Raw genomic sequence first — 18,697 nt, forward strand, 5'->3', positions numbered from 1 at the left:
CCCGGCTCCGCGCACCCGTTCCGTACGCCTTCCGCCTCGCTCGAGGGAGGACTCACCATGTCGCTCGACACACCCCGCGCCGAAAGCTGTCCTGAGCGTCTGACAGCGCACGAGGCGCGTCAGCGCCTCGACCATGAACGCGCCTCCCGCCTGACGCAACTGCGGGCCGTCGACGAGGCCGGGCAGGACGCGCCGGAGCAGGTGCTGTCGGCACAGAAGGGCGCCATCGAGCAGGTCCTCAAGGAGATCACAGCCGCCTTCGCCCGTGTCGAGGACGGCACGTACGGCATCTGTCGGGGCTGCTCCCAGCCCATCCCGGTCGAGCGCCTGAAGATCCTGCCCTACACGCGGTTCTGCGTCCCCTGTCTGCGCGGCGCGGCATGACAACCGCCCCGCCCGTCCTCGTTCCCCGCCCTGCGCAAGAGGTGAGACGGTGAATCAGACCACCGGCGAGCACGACGTCCGACACCTGCCCTGGCCCTGGTGCCGACAGTGCTGCGGCATCGCCCTCGACCTGGGCAGCGCCCGCACCCGGGCCTGGATGTCCGGCCGGGGCATGCTCGTCGACGTTCCCACGGTGACCTTCGGCGAAGGCATCACCCGCCCCGTCCGGCGCGGCACCATCGTCGACACTCCGGGGACCAGCCGGATGCTCGACCGCCTGCTCGGTCACCGCCTGCCCCGCCTCGTCCGCCCCATGCTCATCCTGACCGTGCCCGTCCTGGGCGGGGTCGCCTTCCGCGCCGAGGCCCGCGTCGCGGTGGAGACCTTGCGTCCGCACACGGTGCTGACCGTCCCGGCCGCGCGAGCCGTGGCCATGGCCGCGCGTGCCGACCTGAGCCGCCCGCTGCTCGTCGTGGACATCGGCGCCCACGTCACCGAGGTCACCCTTCTCGCCGACGGCGCCGTGACCGACGCGCGTCGCGCCGCTCTGGGCACCGGCGACCTCGACAGCCTCACCGCGCCGACACGGATCACCGACGTGGTCGCCGCGATGGTGACCACGATGCTGGAGGAGGACGGCACCAGGCAGACGCTCGACGCTCTGCGGCGGGGGATGCTCCTGGCCGGCGGAGGCGCACTGCGCCCCGACCTCGCCCTCGGCCTCACCGGGCGAGTGCACGCCCCGGTCGAGCCCGTGCCCGCACCGCACACCGCCGCCGTCCGTGGCGCCGCGCAACTCCTCGAGGCCGCGCACGCCCACCCCTCCCGAACCCGGCGCGCGCGGTCCACTTGAGACGAGGCTTCCCCGGCTCCGGAGCGAGGGGGCTCCCACCGCGCGAGGCGCGTTCGACGCACGCGACGCGACCCTCTGACGGCTCTCCAGTCGACTGCCCGGCCCCTCAGTGGCGCCGGCCCGCCGTCAGTACATGCCCGCTCGCCCCCATCAGTGATGGTTCCGACTCGATGCGCCGGGTCGCCGCCAGTACGGCCTCCCTGCGTTCGGAGTCGTCCAGCCACTCCTCCACAGCACCCATCAGCCAGGCCACACCCTCGACGCCGTACTGCGCCTCGTACACGAGCCCGGCGTCCGCGAACTCGCCCGGCACCTCGGCAGGGTCGGCGAAGTAGGCGGTGGTGAAGTGCGGGTCGGCCGACGAGTACCGGTGCCTGCCGTCGGCCGAGACCTCGTCGACGCGCGTCCGACGCTCCGGGATGAAGTAATTCCCCTGCCGGAGCGTGTCGTTGAGCCCGGCGAACCGGTTGATCGTGGCCGTCACGACCGTCCCACCCGGGCGCACGGCCCGAAAAGCCTCCGTCAACGCCCGTACACGGTCGGCGCGTTCGGGCAAGTGGTAGAGCGGTCCGAGCAAGAGCACGACGTCGTACGCGGCGTCCTCGGCGGGCAGCGCGCGGGCGTCCCCGAGCCGGGCGGTGACCCCGGGCAGCCGCCCGGACCGCTCCACGTGCATCGGCACGGGGTCGACCACCTCGACCTCGTGTCCGTCCCGCGCCAGCCACTCGGCGTGGATGCCCGTGCCCCCGCCGACGTCGAGCACCCGCGCCGGAGCCGGCGGCAGCAGCCTCCGCAGTACGTCCTGGGTGCGCCAGAACTCCAGGCGCCCCTCACCCTCCCTGAGGCGGCCGTCCTCCTTCCCCCGCTCGTAGTAGGCGAGGATCTCCTCGCGCAGGGAAGGGGGTTCGGCTTCGGTCGCGGACAGTGACTGAGTCATGGATCAAGGGTGCTGATCAGGGCGGGGCCCCCGCAACCGCTTATCCGTCGTCGACGACCGCCCTGTCGCCTGCCGTCGACGACCCGCTTTCACCTGCCGTCGGCGACCCACCTTTCACCTGCCGTCGACGACCTTCTCCCACGCCGTCACGCCGATGCGTCCGGTGTTGCCGAGGTCGATGCCGCCGTCGACGGTGAGTTCTTCCGCGGGCTCGCCCTTCGCGGGGGCGATCCTCAGGAAGGGGGCGTTGACGGCGGGCGTGTTCACCTCGGTGACCGTGTTGCGCCAGACCAGCGAGGTGTCGGCCTGCTTGCCGGGTTGCAGGGTCACCGTGTGCGGGCCGGGGTCAGGCACTCCGGTGGTGATCTCCTGCGCGCCTTGGAGGACGGTCGTATCGACGACTTGGCCGTCCTCGTCGAGGACTTGGAGCGAAGGGTAGCCGTTGAGCGTGTACGGCCTCGTGCCGCAGTTCGTGAGGGTCACGCTCATCGCCCGCAGCCCCATCGCGGCCTCGACGGGGCCGGGCAGCATCCGCACTCCGGAGGCCGGGCAGGCCTCCGTCGGGTCGGGCGAGGGGACCCCGGTCGGATCCGCTCCGAACTCCGGCTCCGCCGCTTCGGCCGGCTCCGAGAACCCCGGCCCTCGGGGTGAACCCGTCTCCGCCGGCGAGGCCGAGACCGAGGGCGTCGCACGGTCGGGGTTGCGCTCGCGGTCGAGTTCCTCGGAGAGCCCGCAGCCGGCGGTCAGGGTCAGGGCCGCGACGACGAGCAGCGCGCGGGAGGCCGTACGGCCGCGTATGGGGATCATGAGCCGATCCTGACACGCACTTGGGGCGGAAGCCGTGGCTCCGCGCGCATGAGGCTCAGTCACCGTGTATGCACGGAGCGAGTTCGCACTTTCGTCCCACAGGCAGTCGTGTGACACTGGCGTACCCCACCGCCCGGCGGTACCGCCCGCCTCGACCCCGAGAAGTGCGCTGTGCGTGATCTCCCTCTGCCGCTCGCCCTGACCGCGCGTCTGCTGCCGGTCGCCGTACTCGCCTGTGCGGGCTGGACGTTGTCGTCCGGTTCGCAGGACGCCAGCCCGGCCGGGGAGAAGTCCGCGCAGAACACCGCGTCCGGGCCTGTGTCGAATTCCGGGTCCGCGCCGTCGGCGTCGGCCGCGGTGAAAACGTACGAGAAGGCACCCTCGCCCTGCACGGGCATCACGTCGAAAACGGTCAAATCGCTTGTTCCGGGCGCGAAGACGGCCGGCAAGGAGATCGCGTCGACCGACGAGTCCGTGCGCCGCACCTGCTCGTGGAACGCGCTCAAGGGCTACGACTACCGCTGGCTCGACGTCTCCTACGAGATTCAGCAGACGGACGACAAGGCGGAGTCCACCTACCGGGCGCGCACCACGGAGAAGAGCGGCGGCGGAGCCGTGCCCGGTCTGGGTGACGCGGCCTACTCGGTGGTGAACCTGACCACGGAGGACAAGCAGCAGACGCGCGAGGGCGTGGTGTACGTCCGTGTGTCCAACGCGCTGGTGGTCGTCACGTACAACGGCAGCGACTTCGAGTCGAAGAAGGCGCCGAGCACGGACGAGATCAACAAGGGTGCCATCAAGGCCGCGAAGGAGGCGGTGGCCGTGCTGGAGGACGCCCGGTGAGGGGCTCTCTCCGCCACGGCCACCCGCCCGCTCCGCTCAGGAACGCGTGACACGCTCCCTGCGGCCGGCCATCAGCGCCACGTACAGCAGCATCGACGCGGCGAGGCCCACCGCCCAGCCGTAGTCGGCGAGGGGCTTGAGGAACGGGATGACGCCGTCGTGCGGGAACGGCCCGGACGACACGCCGTCCGCCGAGACGGTCGAGTACGAGCCGCCGACCGCGAGGACACCGCCGACCACGAAGGCCACGATCGCGCGCCAGTTCCAGCCGGAGGTGTACCAGTAGCGTCCGCCCGGCGTGTACAGGTCCGCGAGGTACAGGACGGTCCGGCGGATGATCCAGTAGTCGGCGATGAGGATGCCCGCGACCGTGCCGAGCAGACCGCCGACGACGCCGAGCCAGGTGAAGATGTAGAACTCGGGCGTGGAGATGAGCTTCCACGGGAAGATCAGGATGCCGACGACACCCGTGATGAGCGCGCCCGTACGGAAGTTGATGAGCTTCGGGGCGAGGTTGGCCAGGTCGTAGGCCGGTGAGACCACGTTCGCCGCGATGTTCACGGAGATGGTGGCGACCAGCACGGTGATCAGGGCGAAGAGGAGCCCGAAGACGTTGTCGGCCTTGGCGGCGAGCGTGACCGGGTCCCAGATGGCCTCGCCGTAGACGACCTCGGAACCGGAGGTCACCAGCACGGCGAGGATCGCGAAGAGGGTCATGGTCGTCGGCAGGCCCAGGGACTGGCCCCAGGTCTGCGCCTTCTGACTGGCACCGAAGCGGGTGAAGTCAGGGATGTTCAGGGACAAAGTGGCCCAGAAGCCGATCATTCCCATCAACGAGGGGAAGAAGACCGGCCAGAAGTCGGGGCCCCAGCCGAGCTTGGAGGGCTGGTCGAGGAGCGCGCCGAAGCCGTCGGCCTTGACCGCGATCCAGGCCAGCAGCACCAGCGCGCCGACGATCACGAAGGGCGCGGCCCAGTTCTCGAAGTGCCGGAGGAAGTCCATGCCCCGGTAGATGATCGCGATCTGCAGCGCCCAGAACAGGAGGAAGCAGAGCCACAGCGGCCAGGGGTTGCCCGCGATCTTCCCCGCGTTCTCCCATTCACCGCCGGTGAGCTTGGAGCCGAGGGCGAAGATGCCGGAGCCGCCGATCCAGGTCTGGATGCCGAACCAGCCGCAGGCCACGGCCGCGCGGATCAGCGCCGGGATGTTGGCGCCGCGCAGACCGAAGGAGGCGCGGGCGAGCACCGGGAAGGGGATGCCGTACTTGGGTCCGGCGTGTCCGGTGGCCAGCATCGGCAGCAGCACGATGACGTTGGCCAGGGCGATGGTGAAGACCGCCTGCTTCCAGTCCATGCCGAGGGCGACCAGACCGGAGGCCAGGGTCCAGCTGGGGATGCAGTGCGCCATGGAGATCCACAGCGCCGCGAAGTTGTACGTCGTCCACTTCCGCTCGGAGACGGGTACGGGACGCAGGTCCTCGTTGGCGAAGGGACTGTCGGCGGGAAAGGCCCCGGGGGCCAGCTCGATCCGGCCGGACGCGTCGGCGGACTGGGCTATCGGCGCCCCCGTGGGGACTGTGTCGGTCATGGGCAGGCCAATCAGGGAGGCGGGACGGGAGAGAAAGGCCGTGCGGAGGCCTTGGGCCCCTTCCCCTGGACGACGGGGAAGGGAGTCAAGGTGTGGGGGGCGACAGGAGTGGAGCGGCTAGTTCCGGATGGTGCGGTGGCCGGATTCTTGCAGTCGCCGGACCGGATCGGGAAGGCGGGTCAGCCGTTGAGCGCCGGGATGACCGTCGAGCCGTAGGTGTCGATGACGCGTTCCTGGGCGTCGTGCATGTCGTACACGGCGAACTGGTCGACGCCGAGGGCGCGCAGCGCGTTCAGCTTCTCGATGTGCTTTTCGGCGGTGCCGATGACACAGAACCGGTCGACGATCTCGTCCGGCACGAACTGGGTGTCGGGGTTGTCGGCGCGCCCGTGGTGGGAGTAGTCGTACCCCTCGCGGGCCTTGATGTACTCCGTCAGTTCGTCCGGGACGGCGGCGGAGTGCTCGCCGTACTTGGACACCAGGTCGGCGACATGGTTGCCGACCATCCCGCCGAACCAGCGGCACTGCTCCCGCGCGTGGGCGAGCGCCTCCGGCGAGTCGTCCTCGGTGACGTACGCGGGGGCGGCCACGCAGATCTTCACCTCGGACGGGTCACGCCCGGCGGCCACGGCCGCGTCCTTGACCGCCTTGACCATGTACTCGGTGAGGTAGAGGTCGGAGAGCTGGAGAATGAAGCCGTCGGCCTCCTCACCGGTCATCTTCAGGGCCTTCGGGCCGTACGCGGCCATCCAGACCGGGAGTTCGGCGCCCTCCTTGATCCAGGGGAACCGGATCACCGTGCCGCCGAGGTCGGCCTCTCCCCCGCTGCCCAGCGACCGGATCACCTTCATCGCCTCGCTGATCCGGGCCAGGGTGTTGGGCTTGCGGCCCGCGACCCGCATCGCGGAGTCACCGCGGCCGATGCCGCAGATCGTGCGGTTGCCGAACATGTCGTTCAGAGTGGCGAAGGTCGAGGCGGTGACCTCCCAGGTGCGGGTGCCCGGGTTGGTGACCATCGGGCCGACCCTCAGTTTCGTCGTGCTGGACAGGATCTGGCTGTAGATGACGAACGGCTCCTGCCAGAGCACGGCGGAGTCGAAGGTCCAGCCGTACGTGAAACCGTTGTTCTCGGCGCGCTTCATCAGCTCGACGACGCGCGAGGCCGGCGGGTCGGTCTGCAGGACGAGTCCGAAGTCCATGTGCTCCGCTCCTAGTTGAGGTACTGGCAGGTGGAGCGGGGGGTGTAGACACCGTGCCCGGCGTGCCCGGTGTACTCCCGCTCGGTGATGACGAGTTCGCCGCGCGAGAGGACCGTCTCGACCCGGCCGGTGGTGCGCTTGCCCTCGTACGCCGAGTAGTCGACGTTCATGTGGTGCGTCTCGGCGGACATGACCTGCTCGGCGTGCGGGTCGTAGATCACGATGTCGGCGTCCGCGCCCGGCGCGATGGTGCCCTTCTTCGGGTACATGCCGAACATCCGGGCCGGGGTCGCGCAGGCGATCTCGATCCAGCGGCGGCGCGAGATGTGCCCGTCGACGACCGCCTGGTGGAGGAGGTCCATCCGGTTCTCCACACCCGGGAGACCGTTGGGGATCTTGGAGAAGTCCCCTCGCCCCAGCTCCTTCTGGCCGACGAAGCAGAAGGGGCAGTGGTCGGTGGAGACCACCTGGAGGTCGTTGGTGCGCAGCCCCTGCCAGAGCCTGGCCTGGTGTTCGCGCGGCCTCAGGGGCGCGCTGCACACGTACTTGGAGCCCTCGAAGTCCGGCTCCGCGAGGTTGTCCGTGGAGAGGAACAGATACTGCGGGCAGGTCTCGCCGAAGACGTTGAGCCCCTCGTCGCGTGCCCGGGCCAGCTCGGCGACCGCCTCCATCGCCGAGACGTGCACGACGTACAGGGGGGCGCCCGCGACCTGGGCGAGCTTGATGGCGCGGTGGGTGGCCTCGGCCTCGAGCAGGGCCTTGCGGACCTCGCCGTGGTAGCGGGGGTCGGTCTCGCCTCGTGCCAGCGCCTGCTCGACCAGCACGTCGATCGCGATGCCGTTCTCGGCGTGCATCATGATCAGGCCGCCGTTCTCGGCGGAGCGCTGCATGGCGCGCAGGATCTGGCCGTCGTCGCTGTAGAAGACGCCGGGGTAGGCCATGAACTGCTTGAAGGAGGTCACGCCCTCCTGCACGAGCAGGTCCATCTCCTTGAGCGTGTCCTGGTTCACGTCGGACACGATCATGTGGAAGCCGTAGTCGATCGCGCAGTTGCCCTCCGCCTTGGCGTACCAGGCGTCGAGGCCTTCGCGCAGGGTGTGGCCGACGCTCTGCACGGCGAAGTCGACGATCGTCGTCGTACCGCCCCAGGCGGCGGCCCGGGTGCCGGTCTCGAAGGTGTCCGAGGCGAAGGTGCCGCCGAAGGGGAGTTCCATGTGGGTGTGGGCGTCGACGCCACCCGGGATGACGTACTTGCCGGTGGCGTCGAGGGTGCGGTCGGCGGTCCAGGCCTCGGCGGTGGCCGTACCGCTTGCCGCCAGAGCGGCGACTCGGCCGTCTTCGATCAGGACGTCGGCGTGCAGTTCGTCTGACGCGGTGATGACGAGACCGCCGCGGATCAGAGTACGGCCGCTCATTCGGTCACGCTCCGTTCGGTTGTCGGGAAAGTGCCGGTCGTTCGTGGCTGGTCGCTCCCCCGCTCTCGACTCCGATCGAGCGGGAGGGGCCCCATCGCGACGGCAGCCGCATGGTGTGACAGCCCCGCGCCCCTTGGAAGCAGAGGGGCGCGGGGAGGCTTGACTACGGCGCCGTCAGCGGCCCGTACGCGTCCGGGCGGCGGTCGCGGAAGAACTGCCAGCGGTCGCGGACCTCGCGGAGTTTGGCCAGGTCCAGGTCGCGGACGACCAGTTCGGTCTCCTTGTCGCTCGCCACCTCGCCGACGAACTGGGCTTCGGGGTCGACGAAGTAGGAGGTGCCGTAGAAGTCGTTGTCGCCCAGTTCCTCCACGCCGACGCGGTTGATCGCGCCGATGAAGTACTCGTTGGCGACGGCCGACGCGGGCTGCTCCAACTGCCACAGGTAGCGGGAGAGGCCGCGCGAGGTGGCGGACGGGTTGAACACGATCTCGGCTCCGCCGAGGCCCAACGCCCGCCAGCCCTCCGGGAAGTGCCGGTCGTAGCAGATGTACACGCCGATCCTGCCAACGGTCGTCTCGAAGACCGGCCAGCCCGCGTTGCCGGGACGGAAGTAGAACTTCTCCCAGAATCCTGGGACTTGCGGGATGTGGTGCTTGCGGTACTTGCCGAGGTACTTGCCGTCCGAGTCGATCACGGCGGCGGTGTTGTAGAGGACACCCGGCTGCTCCTCCTCGTACATCGGCAGCACGAGGACGAGGTTCAGCTCCTTGGCGAGCGCCTGGAAGCGCTTGACGATCGGGCCGTCGGGGATCGCTTCCGCGTACTCGTAGAACGCCTTGTCCTGGACCTGGCAGAAGTAGGGCCCGTAGAACAGTTCCTGGAAGCACAGGACCTGAGCACCCTGGGCGGCCGCGTCGCGGGCCGCCTGCTCGTGGACCTGGATCATCGACTCCTTGTCGCCGGTCCAGGCCGTCTGGAAGATGGCTGCGCGGATGACTCTGCTCATCGGGACCTCCGGTCACTCGGTGTGCAGCGAGCGTAGGAAGTCCGACAAGCGGCTTTGAGTGGCACGGTGTCACGTCTGCGGGCCTTGTCCGTTCCACCGTGTCACCTCTTCGTGGGCGCAAGTTTCACCGCCGTTTTCCCAGGTCCCGGCATGTTTCAACCCTGTTGCGCGTCGTGTGCGAGGAGGGCGATGTGCACGGACGCGGCCTGCTCGAAGTCGTCGAGGTCCACGCCGAGGCGGGCCTCTATCGCTTCCAGGCGGCGGTACAGCGCGGGCCGGCTCACATGGTGCAGTTGGGCGGTGCGCGACTTGTTGCGGCCGGTGGCGAGATAGGTCCGCAGGACGGGCAGCAGCTCCTGCTCGGCGTGCCCGTCGCCGCACAGCAGGCCGTCCAGCTCCCGTTCGGCGAAGGCCTGTACGTGGGGGTCGTCCCGCAACAGCCGGACCAGGCCGCGCAGATGGACGTCCCGCAGTCGTACGACGACCGGAAGGTCCAGCCCGGCCGGCGCCGACTGGGCGACGGCGTCCGCCACATGGCGCGCCTCGCGCAACCCGCCCGGCACGTCCTCCCAGGTGGTCCGCGCCTCGGCGGCGGCCACGACCGTCCTCCGTTCCCCCGACTCCGACCGCAGCCGGGTCGCGAAGTGCGCGGTGAGCGCCTGCGCGTCCTGGTCCCGGGCCAGGCTGAGGAGGACGGCGGTGGCGCCCTCCGTCAGTTCGGCGACGAGTCCGCTGAGCCCCACCATCCTCAGCACGCGGTCGAGATGGGCCGGGTCGCCGTCCCGTACGACGAGCGGCACGAACGTGCGGCGGTTGACCGGGAGCCCGGCAGCCCGCGCCCTCGGCAGCAGTTGTCGGGCCGGTACGACCCCGGAGACCAGGTCCGTCAGCAGGCCCTGCGCGGACTGCTCCTCCCAGGAGTGCGCGGAGCCGCCGAGCATGCGGTGCAGGACGAGGGCCTCGGCGGCCCGGTCGGCGAGCAGCCGCCCGGTGGCGGTGTCGCCCCGGTACCCGCAGAGCACGATCTGCCCCCACCGCTCGCCGCGCCCGCCCAGCTCGGCCCGGATCCAGCCGTCGCCCTCGCTGCCGCCGGCCTGGCGGGCGATGCGTTCCCAGTCACGCAGCACGTCGTCGACGGCGGGCCGCTCCCCCGCCGTGGCGAGGACGCGATGGGCGAGATTGGTGACGACGAGCGGACAGCCCGCGTGGTGGGCGATCTCGTCCAGCAGCCGTTGCAGCGGGGCACCGGCGGTGATGAGCCCGGTCAGGGCGGTCCGTACGGACTCGGAGAGGCTGACCGCGGCGAACTTGCGTCGTACGAGTCTGGATTGGACCTCTTCGGTCAGTTCGGCGAAGGGGAACGGCCGATGGAGCACCACCATGGGCAGCCCGCACCGCTCGGCCGCCCGGCGCATCACGTCGGGCGGCGTGGGGAAGGCCCGGCCGAGTCCGAGGACGACCGCGGCGGCCTCGGCCCGGTGCAGGGAGCGGATGTACTCGGCCTGGGCCTCCTCGTTCCCGGCGAGCAGCACCCCGGTGGTGAGGACCATCTCGCCGCCGGTGAGCATCACTCCCACGTCGGCGGCCTCGGCCACATGCACCCAGCGCACGGGCCGGTCGAGCTGCCCGGCGCCGGCCACCACCTCGGGTTCTCCGGCGAGGACCCGGTCCAGACCGAGGACCTGGCGTACCGACAGGGCGGGTTGCGGGGTTTCCGAGGCGGTGGTCATGGCGGTGTTCCTCAGTTCTGCCTCTGGCGCTAGTGAATGCTCCTCAGAGCGCGTTCGAGGGCGTCGGCGCCCTCCTCGGCCTCGGCGACGGTCAGCGACAGCGGCGGTGCGATCCGCAGCGCGCTGGTGTTGTGGCCACCGCCCTTGCCGATCAGCAGGCCTTCACGGCGGGCGGCTTCGAGGACGGCGGCCGCCGCCTCCGGGTCGGCCTCCTGCGTGCCGGGCCTGACCAGCTCGATACCGATCATGAGACCCCGGCCGCGCACTTCCTTCACCGCCGGGATCTGGGTCGTGATCGCCCGCAGCCGCTCGATGAGCAGCCCGCCGACGCGCCGGGCATTGCCCTGGAGGTCGTGCTCGACCAGGTAGTTCAGGTTGGCGAGGCCGGCGGCCATGGTGATCTGGGTGCCGCCGAAGGTCGAGATCGAGTTGCTGTCCAGACAGTTCATGACCTCGGCGCGGGCGACGACACCGCCGATGGACATGCCGTTGCCGATGCCCTTGGCGAAGGTCATGATGTCCGGCGGCCCGTTCTGCCCGTGCGCCTGCCAGCCCCAGAAGTTGTCGCCGGTGCGGCCCCACCCGGTCTGCACCTCGTCCGCGATCCACAGCACTCCGTGCCGTTGCAGCACCTCGCGGAAAGCCGCGTACAGGCCGTCCGGCGGTGAGGTGAAGCCTCCGACGCCCTGGATCGGCTCGGCGATCAGCGCGGCCGGCGGTCGGCCGTGGCCGAGCAGGTCCTCCAGGTCGGCGACACAGGCCGTGATGAAGTCGGCGTCGCTCAGATCGGCGTACGGTCCGCGGGTGCGGACGCCGCCGTGCACGTACAGCGTCTGGAGCGGGGACAGCGAGGTCGGGGACCAGCTCTTGTTGCCGGTGATGCCGACCGCGCTGAAGGAGCGGCCGTGGTAGCTGTTGCGCATCGCCAGGATCTGGTTGCTGCGGCGGTAGGTCGTGGCCAGCATCAGCGCGGTGTCGTTGGCCTCGGTGCCGGAGGTGGTGAAGAAGACGCGGGCGTCCGGGATGCCGGACATCTGCGCGATCCGCTCGGCGAGTTCGACCATCGGCCGGTTGAGGTAGAGCGTCGAGGAATGGATGATCCGCCCTGCCTGCTCGCTCACCGCCTTGCTGACCTCGGGCAGCGCGTGCGCCGTCATCGTGGTGAGGATGCCGCCGAAGAAGTCCAGGTACTTGTTCCCGGCGGCGTCCCAGACATGGCGGCCCTCGCCGTGGGTGATCTCCATCGGGTCCGCGTAGTAGAGCGCGAGCCAGTCGGGCAGTACGGCCTTGTGGCGCCCGAGCAGTTCGTCGGTCACGGCTGCACCACTCCTTTCACTGCGGTACGGGTGCTGCGTGTGTCACGGCTGTACGTGCCCACGTCAGGGCTCGACGAGTCCTTCGTAGGCGTCGGGCCGCCGGTCACGGTAGAACGCCCACTGTTGGCGTACCGCCTCGACCAGGTCGAAGTCGAGGTCCCGTACGACGAGTTCCTCGTCCTGGTCGCTGGCGACCTCGCCGACGAACTGGCCGCGCGGGTCGACGAAGTAGGAGGTGCCGTAGAAGTCGTTGTCGCCCAACTCCTCGACGCCCACCCGGTTGATCGCCGCGACGAAGTACTCGTTGGCGACGGCCGCCGCCGGCTGTTCGAGCTGCCACAGATGGGAGGACAGGCCCCGGTGCGTGGCGGAGGGGTTGTAGACGAGCTGGGCGCCGTTCAGGCCGAGTTGGCGCCAGCCCTCCGGGAAGTGACGGTCGTAGCAGATGTAGACGCCGACCTTGCCGACAGCCGTGTCGAAGACGGGCCAGCCGAGGTTCCCGGGCTTGAAGTAGTACTTCTCCCAGAAGCCCTTGACCTGCGGGATGTGATGCTTGCGGTACTTGCCGAGGTAGCTGCCGTCGGAGTCGATCACCGCGGCGGTGTTGTAGTAGAACCCGGACCGCTCGACCTCGAAGACGGGGACGACGATCACCATGCCGGTCTCGCGGGCCAGCTCCCGCATACGGGTCACGGTCGGCCCGTCGGGCACGGGCTCCGCCCAGCCGTAGTGCTCGGGCTCCTGGACCTGGCAGAAGTAGGGCGCGTTGAAGACTTCCTGGAAGCCGATCACCTTCGCGCCCTGCCGGGCGGCCTCGCGGGCGTGCTCGACGTGCTTGGCGACCATGGATTCGGTGTCGCCGGTCCATGTCGCCTGGACCAGGGCGGCGCGTACGACGTTGGCCATGTCAGCTGCTCCTTCGACAGGGACGTCAGAGAGCCTCTACGCCCGTAGAAGCAGGCCGTAGAGGCTTGAAGCTAAGCCCCGTCGAACGGGCTGGGCAAGACCATCGTCGTCAACCGGCCGAGTCGATCTCGTTTCGCACTCCAGTGGGTGATAGCCCCTGTGTTTCCGGTGCGGAACCGTTCGGTGCGTCCAGTGGGTTCGGTGCGTCGAGCGGGTTCGGTGCGTCCAGTCGGTTCGGTGCGTCGAGCGGGTTCGGTGCGTCCAGTCGGTTCGGTGCGTCGAGCGGGTTCGGTGCGTCAGGTGCGGCCCTGCACGCGCAGGGCGTGCGCCACCTCGCGGTGGCGTTCCTCGGAGACACCGCGCGCCGCCGCCAGCACGAGGGGCGTGAGCCGCTGGGGATGGGCTTCCGCCGTGCGCGCCGCCTCCTGAGGCGTACGGATGCTCACATATGCGTCGAGCAGCGCACGCGCCTGCCGTTCACGCCCCTCGCCGAGGAAGCCGAGCACGGCCTCGCCGATCTCCTCGGCGGGCCGTGAGACGCCCTGCCGCAGCATCTGCTCCCCGTCCGAGGCACGACCCACAGCCCGCAGGGCGTCCGCGACCACGACCAGCCGGTCGGCGGGCAGCGAACCCGCCTCCCACAGCAGGGTCGCCCAGTCGGCGCCCAGCCCCGCGCGCTCCATGTCGGCCGCGAGCAACGGGAACCGGGCGGCGGGCCAGTGGGCGACCTCCACGAGGAGCGCGTGCGCCTCCCCGCTGCGCCCCTCCCGCCGCAGCCGCTGCAACCGTTCCACGGTCGCGACGACCTCACGGCGCGCCTCGTCGCCCAACGGCTCCCGAGCCTGCGGCTTCGGCGCCACCGCGTCGGCCTGCGTCGCGACACCGGCGTACCGGGCACCTCTCGGCGCACGCCCCTTGCGCCCCACGGCCGGAGCGGCTCCGACGGGCGCGGCTTCCTCGGTCTCCACCGCCCCGGCGAAGCGGGCGCCCCCTCGTGGCCGGCGCTTGGAGCGCTGCTTGGTGGGAGCGGGGGCGGGCGTGGTGGCCGCCGGCTCCGGGCCGGGGCTCCGGGGCTCGGGCGTAGAGGTGGAACCGGTCGGGGCAGGCTCCTCGGCGAGGGGCTCGTACCGGTCCGTGTCGGGAGGGCTGTGCGGGGCGCGGCGGTCGATCTCCTCGATTCGGGTGCGCAACTCGGCGCAGCGGGCTGTGGCGCGCTCGTGGTCGTCATGGGCCCAGGCCAGGTCGAGGCGGGCGGAGTCGGTCTCGTCCTGGGTGGTGGCGGCCTGGAGCAGACGGGTCAGTTCGGCGGTGCGGTCGGCGGCGTAGCGCTGTTCGCGGAGCATCACGTCGAGCCGGTCGCAGAGGGCCTCGCGACCGCCGGGCCGGGAGTCGTGCGCGGCGACCGAGGCGGCGTGCAGGGCGCGGGCCCGCCCGGTCTCCTGGGCCGCGGCTGTGGGACCGTACGCGGTGCCGAGGTCGTGCAGGAGCGCTTCGACGACGTCCCAGGGCGGCACCTCCAGGCCGTCCAGGCAGGCCCGTATGCCCTCGGGGTCGCGCTGCCAGAAAACGGCGCACCAGCCACCGCCCTGGTCGAGCCTCGTCATCAGCTTGTTCAGGTATTCCGCGAACTCCCGTACAGGAACCGGGAGTTGATCCACAGCCATCGCACACTCCCCGGCAGACTGGACTGCTCCGGTCCGCCAGAAAACACCAGTTGTGTTACAGCCGGGCTACGTGCAGTTTTCAGAGCGGCTCACGCGACGGCCGCCGCGGGCGTCACCGCGTCGACCGGCGCGCACCGCACGACGAGGTCGTCCATGGACAAACCCAGCGTGCGGGCGAGGGCGGCGATCGTGAAGAAGGCCGGTGTGGGGGCACGGCCGGTCTCGATCTTCCGGAGGGTCTCGGCGGAGATGCCCGCGCCGGCGGCGATCTCCGCCATGCTGCGACCACCGCGGGCCTCACGCAGCAACCGGCCGAGCCGCTCGCCGCGTTCGCGCTCTTCGGGGGTCAAGGGGGTGCGCACCATGGCGCCATTCTAATACCGTTCCGCGCGAGTGGACCGGTATATTAATTGGGCATTGGGCGGTATAGTAATTGGCATGGTGGAACTGAAGACGGATGCCTCGATGGACGCCATGCACGAGGCCGGGCAGGTCGTGGGGCGCGCGCTCACGGCGGCCCGGGAGGCCGCGGACGTGGGCGTGTCACTGCTGGAACTGGACGAGGTGGCGCAGGAGGTTCTGCGGAAGGCGGGCGCGTCGTCGCCGTTCCTGGGCTATCGGCCCTCCTTCGCCCCCACGGCCTTCCCCGCCGTGCTCTGCGCCTCCGTGAACGACGCGATCGTGCACGGCATCCCGACCACGTACCGGCTGCGCGACGGCGACCTCGTCTCCCTCGACTTCGGCGCCGAACTGGGCGGCTGGGTGGGTGACTCGGCGATCAGCTTCGTCGTCGGCGAGGCGCGCGCGGCGGATGTACGGCTCGTCGAGACGGCCGAACGCGCCCTCGCGGCCGGCATCGAGGCAGCCGTGGTCGGCAACCGCATCGGCGACATCGCCCACGCGATCGGCTCCGTGTGCCGCGCCGCCGGGTACGGAATTCCGGACGGGTTCGGCGGGCACGGGATCGGGCGCCGTATGCACGAGGACCCGGGGGTGCCGAACGAGGGGCGGCCCGGTCGCGGCATGCGGCTGCGGCACGGGATGGTGCTGGCGATCGAGCCGATGCTGATCGGCGGGGGCACGGACGGGTTCCACGCGGCGCCGGACGGATGGACGTTGCGGACGGACGACGGGTCCCGAGCGGCGCACGTGGAGCACACGGTGGCCATCACGGAGGGGGGACCGCGCGTACTGACGGCGCGGTGACGGTCGCGTCGAAACGCCACGGCCATCGCGGGCGGTCGCGCGACTGCGGGTGCGTGGGGGCTGCTTGCGCATTCCCCCCGCCGCGCCTGATGGACCAGGCCCCGCGGCCTGCAAGACACCGCCCTGCGGGCCGACGAGAGGCGCGGGGCGCAGCCCCTGCTTCTCAGGGGCGCGGTGAACTGCGCGATCAGCCCTCACGCACCCGCAGTCACAAACGAACCGCACCTCCCACGACGCCCGGTGTAGCCCCGTACCCCGCGGGAACCCGGTGGCGAATGAACAACGGATTCCCGGGGCCCGAGGGCTACGGTCCGGACCCCTTCAGTGAGTTCTTCGCCCGTTTCTTCGGCGGCCCGCGCCCGCAGCGGATCGAGATCGGCCGGCTGATGAGCGGCCAGGCCCGCCAGTTGGTGGCCGACGCGGCGGCGTACGCGGCGCGGCACGGCAGCAGTGACCTGGACACCCAGCACCTGCTGCGCGCCGCTCTCTCCGCCGAGCCGACCCGAAGTCTGGTGGCCCGCGCGGGCGCCGACCCCGACGCGCTGGCCGGTGAGATCGACGAACGGTCGGGCCCGGAGCGGCACAAGCCGGGCCAGGGGCCGGCGCCCGCGTCGCTGGCCCTGACGCCCGCCGTCAAACGTGCCCTGCTGGACGCGCACGAACTGGCCCGGGTCACCGGCTCCGGCTACATCGGCCCCGAACACGTCCTGAGCGCCCTCGCGGGCAACCCGGACTCGGCCGCCGGGCACATTCTCGGCGCCGCGCATCTCCCTGCCTCCGCGCTGCCGCCCGAGGCGTCGGAGCCCTCGGCCACGGCGACTCCCACGGGGCTCCCGTCACGCAAGGAGCAGTCGCGCCGCGCGGACACGCCGACCCTCGACAAGTACGGGCGCGATCTGACCGAGCTCGCGCGGCAGGGTCGTATCGACCCGGTCATCGGACGGCAGGAGGAGATCGAGCAGACCGTCGAGGTGCTGTCCCGGCGCGGCAAGAACAATCCCGTGCTGATCGGTGAGGCGGGCGTCGGCAAGACCGCGATCGTGGAGGGGCTGGCCCAGCGCATCGCCGAGGGGGACGTGCCCGATGTGCTGGCCGGGCGCCGGGTGGTCGCCCTGGATCTGTCCGGGGTGGTCGCCGGGACCCGTTACCGGGGCGACTTCGAGGAGCGGCTGACGAGCATCGTCGACGAGATCCGCGCGCACTCCGAGGAACTGGTCGTCTTCATCGACGAGTTGCACACCGTCGTGGGCGCCGGGGCGGGCGAGGGCAGCGTGATGGACGCGGGCAACATCCTCAAGCCGGCCCTGGCGCGCGGCGAGCTGAACATCGTCGGCGCGACGACCCTGGAGGAGTACCGGCGGATCGAGAAGGACGCGGCGCTGGCCCGCCGGTTCCAGCCGGTGCTGGTCCCCGAGCCGAGCGGCGCCGACGCCCTGGAGATCCTGCGCGGCCTGCGCGACCGGTACGAGGCCCATCACCAGGTCCGCTACACCGACGAGGCACTGACGGCCGCCGTCGATCTGTCCGACCGGTATCTCACCGACCGCCGGTTGCCCGACAAGGCCATCGACCTCATGGACCAGGCCGGTGCCCGGGTCAGGCTGCGCGCCCGGACGAAGGGGACGGACCTGCGTGACCTGGAGCAGGAGATCGAGCAACTGACCAGGGACAAGGACCAGGCGGTCGCGGGCGAGCAGTACGAGCAGGCCACCCGGTTGCGGGACCGGATCGGCGAGTTGAAGGAGCGGATCGCCGAAGGGCGCGGCGAGAGGCGGGCCGACGACGGCCAGAGTCTGGAGATCGGCGCCGAGGACATCGCCGAGGTGGTCTCCCGGCAGACCGGCATCCCCGTCAGCAGCCTCACCCAGGAGGAGAAGGAACGCCTGCTGGGCTTGGACCAGCGACTGCGCCGGCGGGTCGTCGGGCAGGACGAGGCGGTGAGTGTGGTCGCCGACGCGGTGCTGCGCTCCCGCGCCGGGCTCGCCAGTCCCGAGCGGCCGATCGGCAGCTTCCTCTTCCTGGGCCCGACCGGTGTCGGCAAGACGGAACTGGCCCGCGCCCTGGCGGAGGCACTGTTCGGCAGCGAGGACCGGATGGTGCGGCTCGACATGAGCGAGTACCAGGAGCGGCACACCGTCAGCCGGCTGATGGGTGCCCCGCCCGGCTACGTGGGCCACGAGGAGGCCGGGCAGCTGACGGAGACCGTACGACGGCATCCGTACGCGCTGCTGTTGCTGGACGAGGTGGAGAAGGCGCACCCGGACGTCTTCAACATCCTGCTCCAGGTCCTCGACGACGGCCGGCTCACCGACGCCCAGGGCCGCACGGTCGACTTCACCCACACCGTGATCGTCATGACCAGCAACCTGGGCTCGGAGGCCATCAGCCGGGGCGGGTCGGGGCTGGGCTTCTCGGCGGGCGGCGCCGAGGCGGCCGAGGAGGACCGGCGCGAGCGGATCCTGCGGCCGCTGCGGGAGCACTTCCGGCCCGAGTTCCTCAACCGCATCGACGAGATCGTGGTCTTCCGCCAGCTCACCGACGACCAACTGCGCCGTATCACCGACCTGTTGCTGGAGGGGACGCGGCAACGGCTGCGGGCGCGGGACATCACCATCGAGTTCACCGACCGCGCCGTGGACCGGCTCGCCCGTGACGGCCATCAGCCCGAGTACGGGGCCCGGCCGCTGCGCCGCACGATCCAGCGGGAGGTCGACAACCCCCTGTCCCGGCTGCTGCTGGACGGGCGGCTGCCGTCCGGGAGCCGGGTGGTGGCGGACGTGGAGGACGGGCGGCTGGCGTTCCGTACGACGCCGCCGCCCGCCTCCGAGGGCACCATCTGACGGG

The 18,697-nt window shown here is 70.8% G+C and carries 16 protein-coding genes; 5 read left to right on the forward strand and 11 right to left on the reverse strand.

Annotated elements, in window-relative coordinates:
- The first annotated feature begins 57 nt into the window (after positions 1 to 57).
- Both ACFY9I_RS01985 and ACFY9I_RS01990 read left to right on the forward strand, forming a co-directional pair.
- Positions 58 to 384, forward strand: a complete 327-nt coding sequence (locus ACFY9I_RS01985) for a TraR/DksA C4-type zinc finger protein (RefSeq protein ID WP_390995222.1) — start codon at positions 58 to 60, stop codon at positions 382 to 384.
- A gap of 49 nt (positions 385 to 433) precedes the next feature.
- On the forward strand, positions 434 to 1,237 hold the full coding sequence (locus tag ACFY9I_RS01990) for a rod shape-determining protein (RefSeq protein ID WP_390995224.1): 804 nt from the start codon (positions 434 to 436) through the stop codon (positions 1,235 to 1,237).
- Positions 1,238 to 1,343: 106 nt separating this feature from the next.
- Here the strand turns inward: ACFY9I_RS01990 and ACFY9I_RS01995 are convergent, their stop codons facing one another.
- Both ACFY9I_RS01995 and ACFY9I_RS02000 read right to left on the reverse strand, forming a co-directional pair.
- Complete coding sequence (locus ACFY9I_RS01995; RefSeq protein WP_390995226.1) at positions 1,344 to 2,174, reverse strand: methyltransferase domain-containing protein; 831 nt, start codon at positions 2,172 to 2,174, stop codon at positions 1,344 to 1,346.
- A gap of 114 nt (positions 2,175 to 2,288) precedes the next feature.
- Positions 2,289 to 2,981 (reverse strand): DUF4232 domain-containing protein, encoded by a 693-nt coding sequence (locus ACFY9I_RS02000; protein WP_390995229.1) that lies wholly within the window; start codon positions 2,979 to 2,981, stop codon positions 2,289 to 2,291.
- A gap of 171 nt (positions 2,982 to 3,152) precedes the next feature.
- Here ACFY9I_RS02000 and ACFY9I_RS02005 point away from each other — a divergent pair, with 171 nt between their 5' ends.
- A complete protein-coding gene (locus ACFY9I_RS02005) occupies positions 3,153 to 3,824 on the forward strand; it encodes a hypothetical protein (RefSeq protein ID WP_390995231.1) in 672 nt (223 codons plus the stop codon).
- A gap of 36 nt (positions 3,825 to 3,860) precedes the next feature.
- On the opposite strand, the gene ACFY9I_RS02010 is transcribed toward ACFY9I_RS02005, so the two are convergent.
- The 9 genes from ACFY9I_RS02010 to ACFY9I_RS02050 form a co-directional block, all read right to left on the reverse strand.
- Positions 3,861 to 5,411 carry an NCS1 family nucleobase:cation symporter gene (locus ACFY9I_RS02010; protein WP_390995233.1) on the reverse strand — a complete coding sequence of 517 codons (1,551 nt, stop codon included), beginning with the start codon at positions 5,409 to 5,411 and terminating at the stop codon, positions 3,861 to 3,863.
- 179 nt (positions 5,412 to 5,590) lie between these two features.
- Positions 5,591 to 6,610 (reverse strand): TIGR03842 family LLM class F420-dependent oxidoreductase, encoded by a 1,020-nt coding sequence (locus ACFY9I_RS02015; protein ID WP_390995235.1) that lies wholly within the window; start codon positions 6,608 to 6,610, stop codon positions 5,591 to 5,593.
- A gap of 11 nt (positions 6,611 to 6,621) precedes the next feature.
- Entirely contained in the window at positions 6,622 to 8,025 is a 1,404-nt protein-coding gene (gene hydA, locus ACFY9I_RS02020; protein WP_390995238.1) for a dihydropyrimidinase, read from the reverse strand.
- 163 nt (positions 8,026 to 8,188) lie between these two features.
- Entirely contained in the window at positions 8,189 to 9,031 is an 843-nt protein-coding gene (locus ACFY9I_RS02025) for a nitrilase-related carbon-nitrogen hydrolase (protein WP_390995241.1), read from the reverse strand.
- A gap of 155 nt (positions 9,032 to 9,186) precedes the next feature.
- The gene (locus ACFY9I_RS02030) at positions 9,187 to 10,761 is read right to left on the reverse strand and encodes a PucR family transcriptional regulator ligand-binding domain-containing protein (RefSeq protein WP_390995243.1); all 1,575 of its coding nucleotides are present in this window, start codon (positions 10,759 to 10,761) and stop codon (positions 9,187 to 9,189) included.
- Between the two features lie 29 nt (positions 10,762 to 10,790).
- Positions 10,791 to 12,077 (reverse strand): aminotransferase class III-fold pyridoxal phosphate-dependent enzyme, encoded by a 1,287-nt coding sequence (locus tag ACFY9I_RS02035; RefSeq protein WP_390995246.1) that lies wholly within the window; start codon positions 12,075 to 12,077, stop codon positions 10,791 to 10,793.
- 63 nt (positions 12,078 to 12,140) lie between these two features.
- Entirely contained in the window at positions 12,141 to 12,983 is an 843-nt protein-coding gene (locus tag ACFY9I_RS02040; protein WP_390995249.1) for a nitrilase-related carbon-nitrogen hydrolase, read from the reverse strand.
- A 296-nt stretch (positions 12,984 to 13,279) separates the two neighbouring features.
- Positions 13,280 to 14,647, reverse strand: a complete 1,368-nt coding sequence (locus tag ACFY9I_RS02045; protein ID WP_390995252.1) for a hypothetical protein — start codon at positions 14,645 to 14,647, stop codon at positions 13,280 to 13,282.
- 89 nt (positions 14,648 to 14,736) lie between these two features.
- Positions 14,737 to 15,012, reverse strand: a complete 276-nt coding sequence (locus tag ACFY9I_RS02050; RefSeq protein WP_390995255.1) for a helix-turn-helix domain-containing protein — start codon at positions 15,010 to 15,012, stop codon at positions 14,737 to 14,739.
- A 73-nt stretch (positions 15,013 to 15,085) separates the two neighbouring features.
- Here ACFY9I_RS02050 and map point away from each other — a divergent pair, with 73 nt between their 5' ends.
- Together map and ACFY9I_RS02060 are read left to right on the forward strand one after the other, a co-directional pair.
- Positions 15,086 to 15,853 carry a type I methionyl aminopeptidase gene (map, locus tag ACFY9I_RS02055; protein ID WP_390995258.1) on the forward strand — a complete coding sequence of 256 codons (768 nt, stop codon included), beginning with the start codon at positions 15,086 to 15,088 and terminating at the stop codon, positions 15,851 to 15,853.
- 275 nt (positions 15,854 to 16,128) lie between these two features.
- Positions 16,129 to 18,693: an AAA family ATPase gene (locus ACFY9I_RS02060; RefSeq protein WP_390995261.1), complete on the forward strand. Its 2,565-nt coding sequence runs from the start codon at positions 16,129 to 16,131 to the stop codon at positions 18,691 to 18,693.
- Positions 18,694 to 18,697: the final 4 nt, after the last annotated feature.

This window comes from Streptomyces sp. NPDC012510, from assembly GCF_042955065.1.
Lineage (GTDB): Bacteria > Actinomycetota > Actinomycetes > Streptomycetales > Streptomycetaceae > Streptomyces.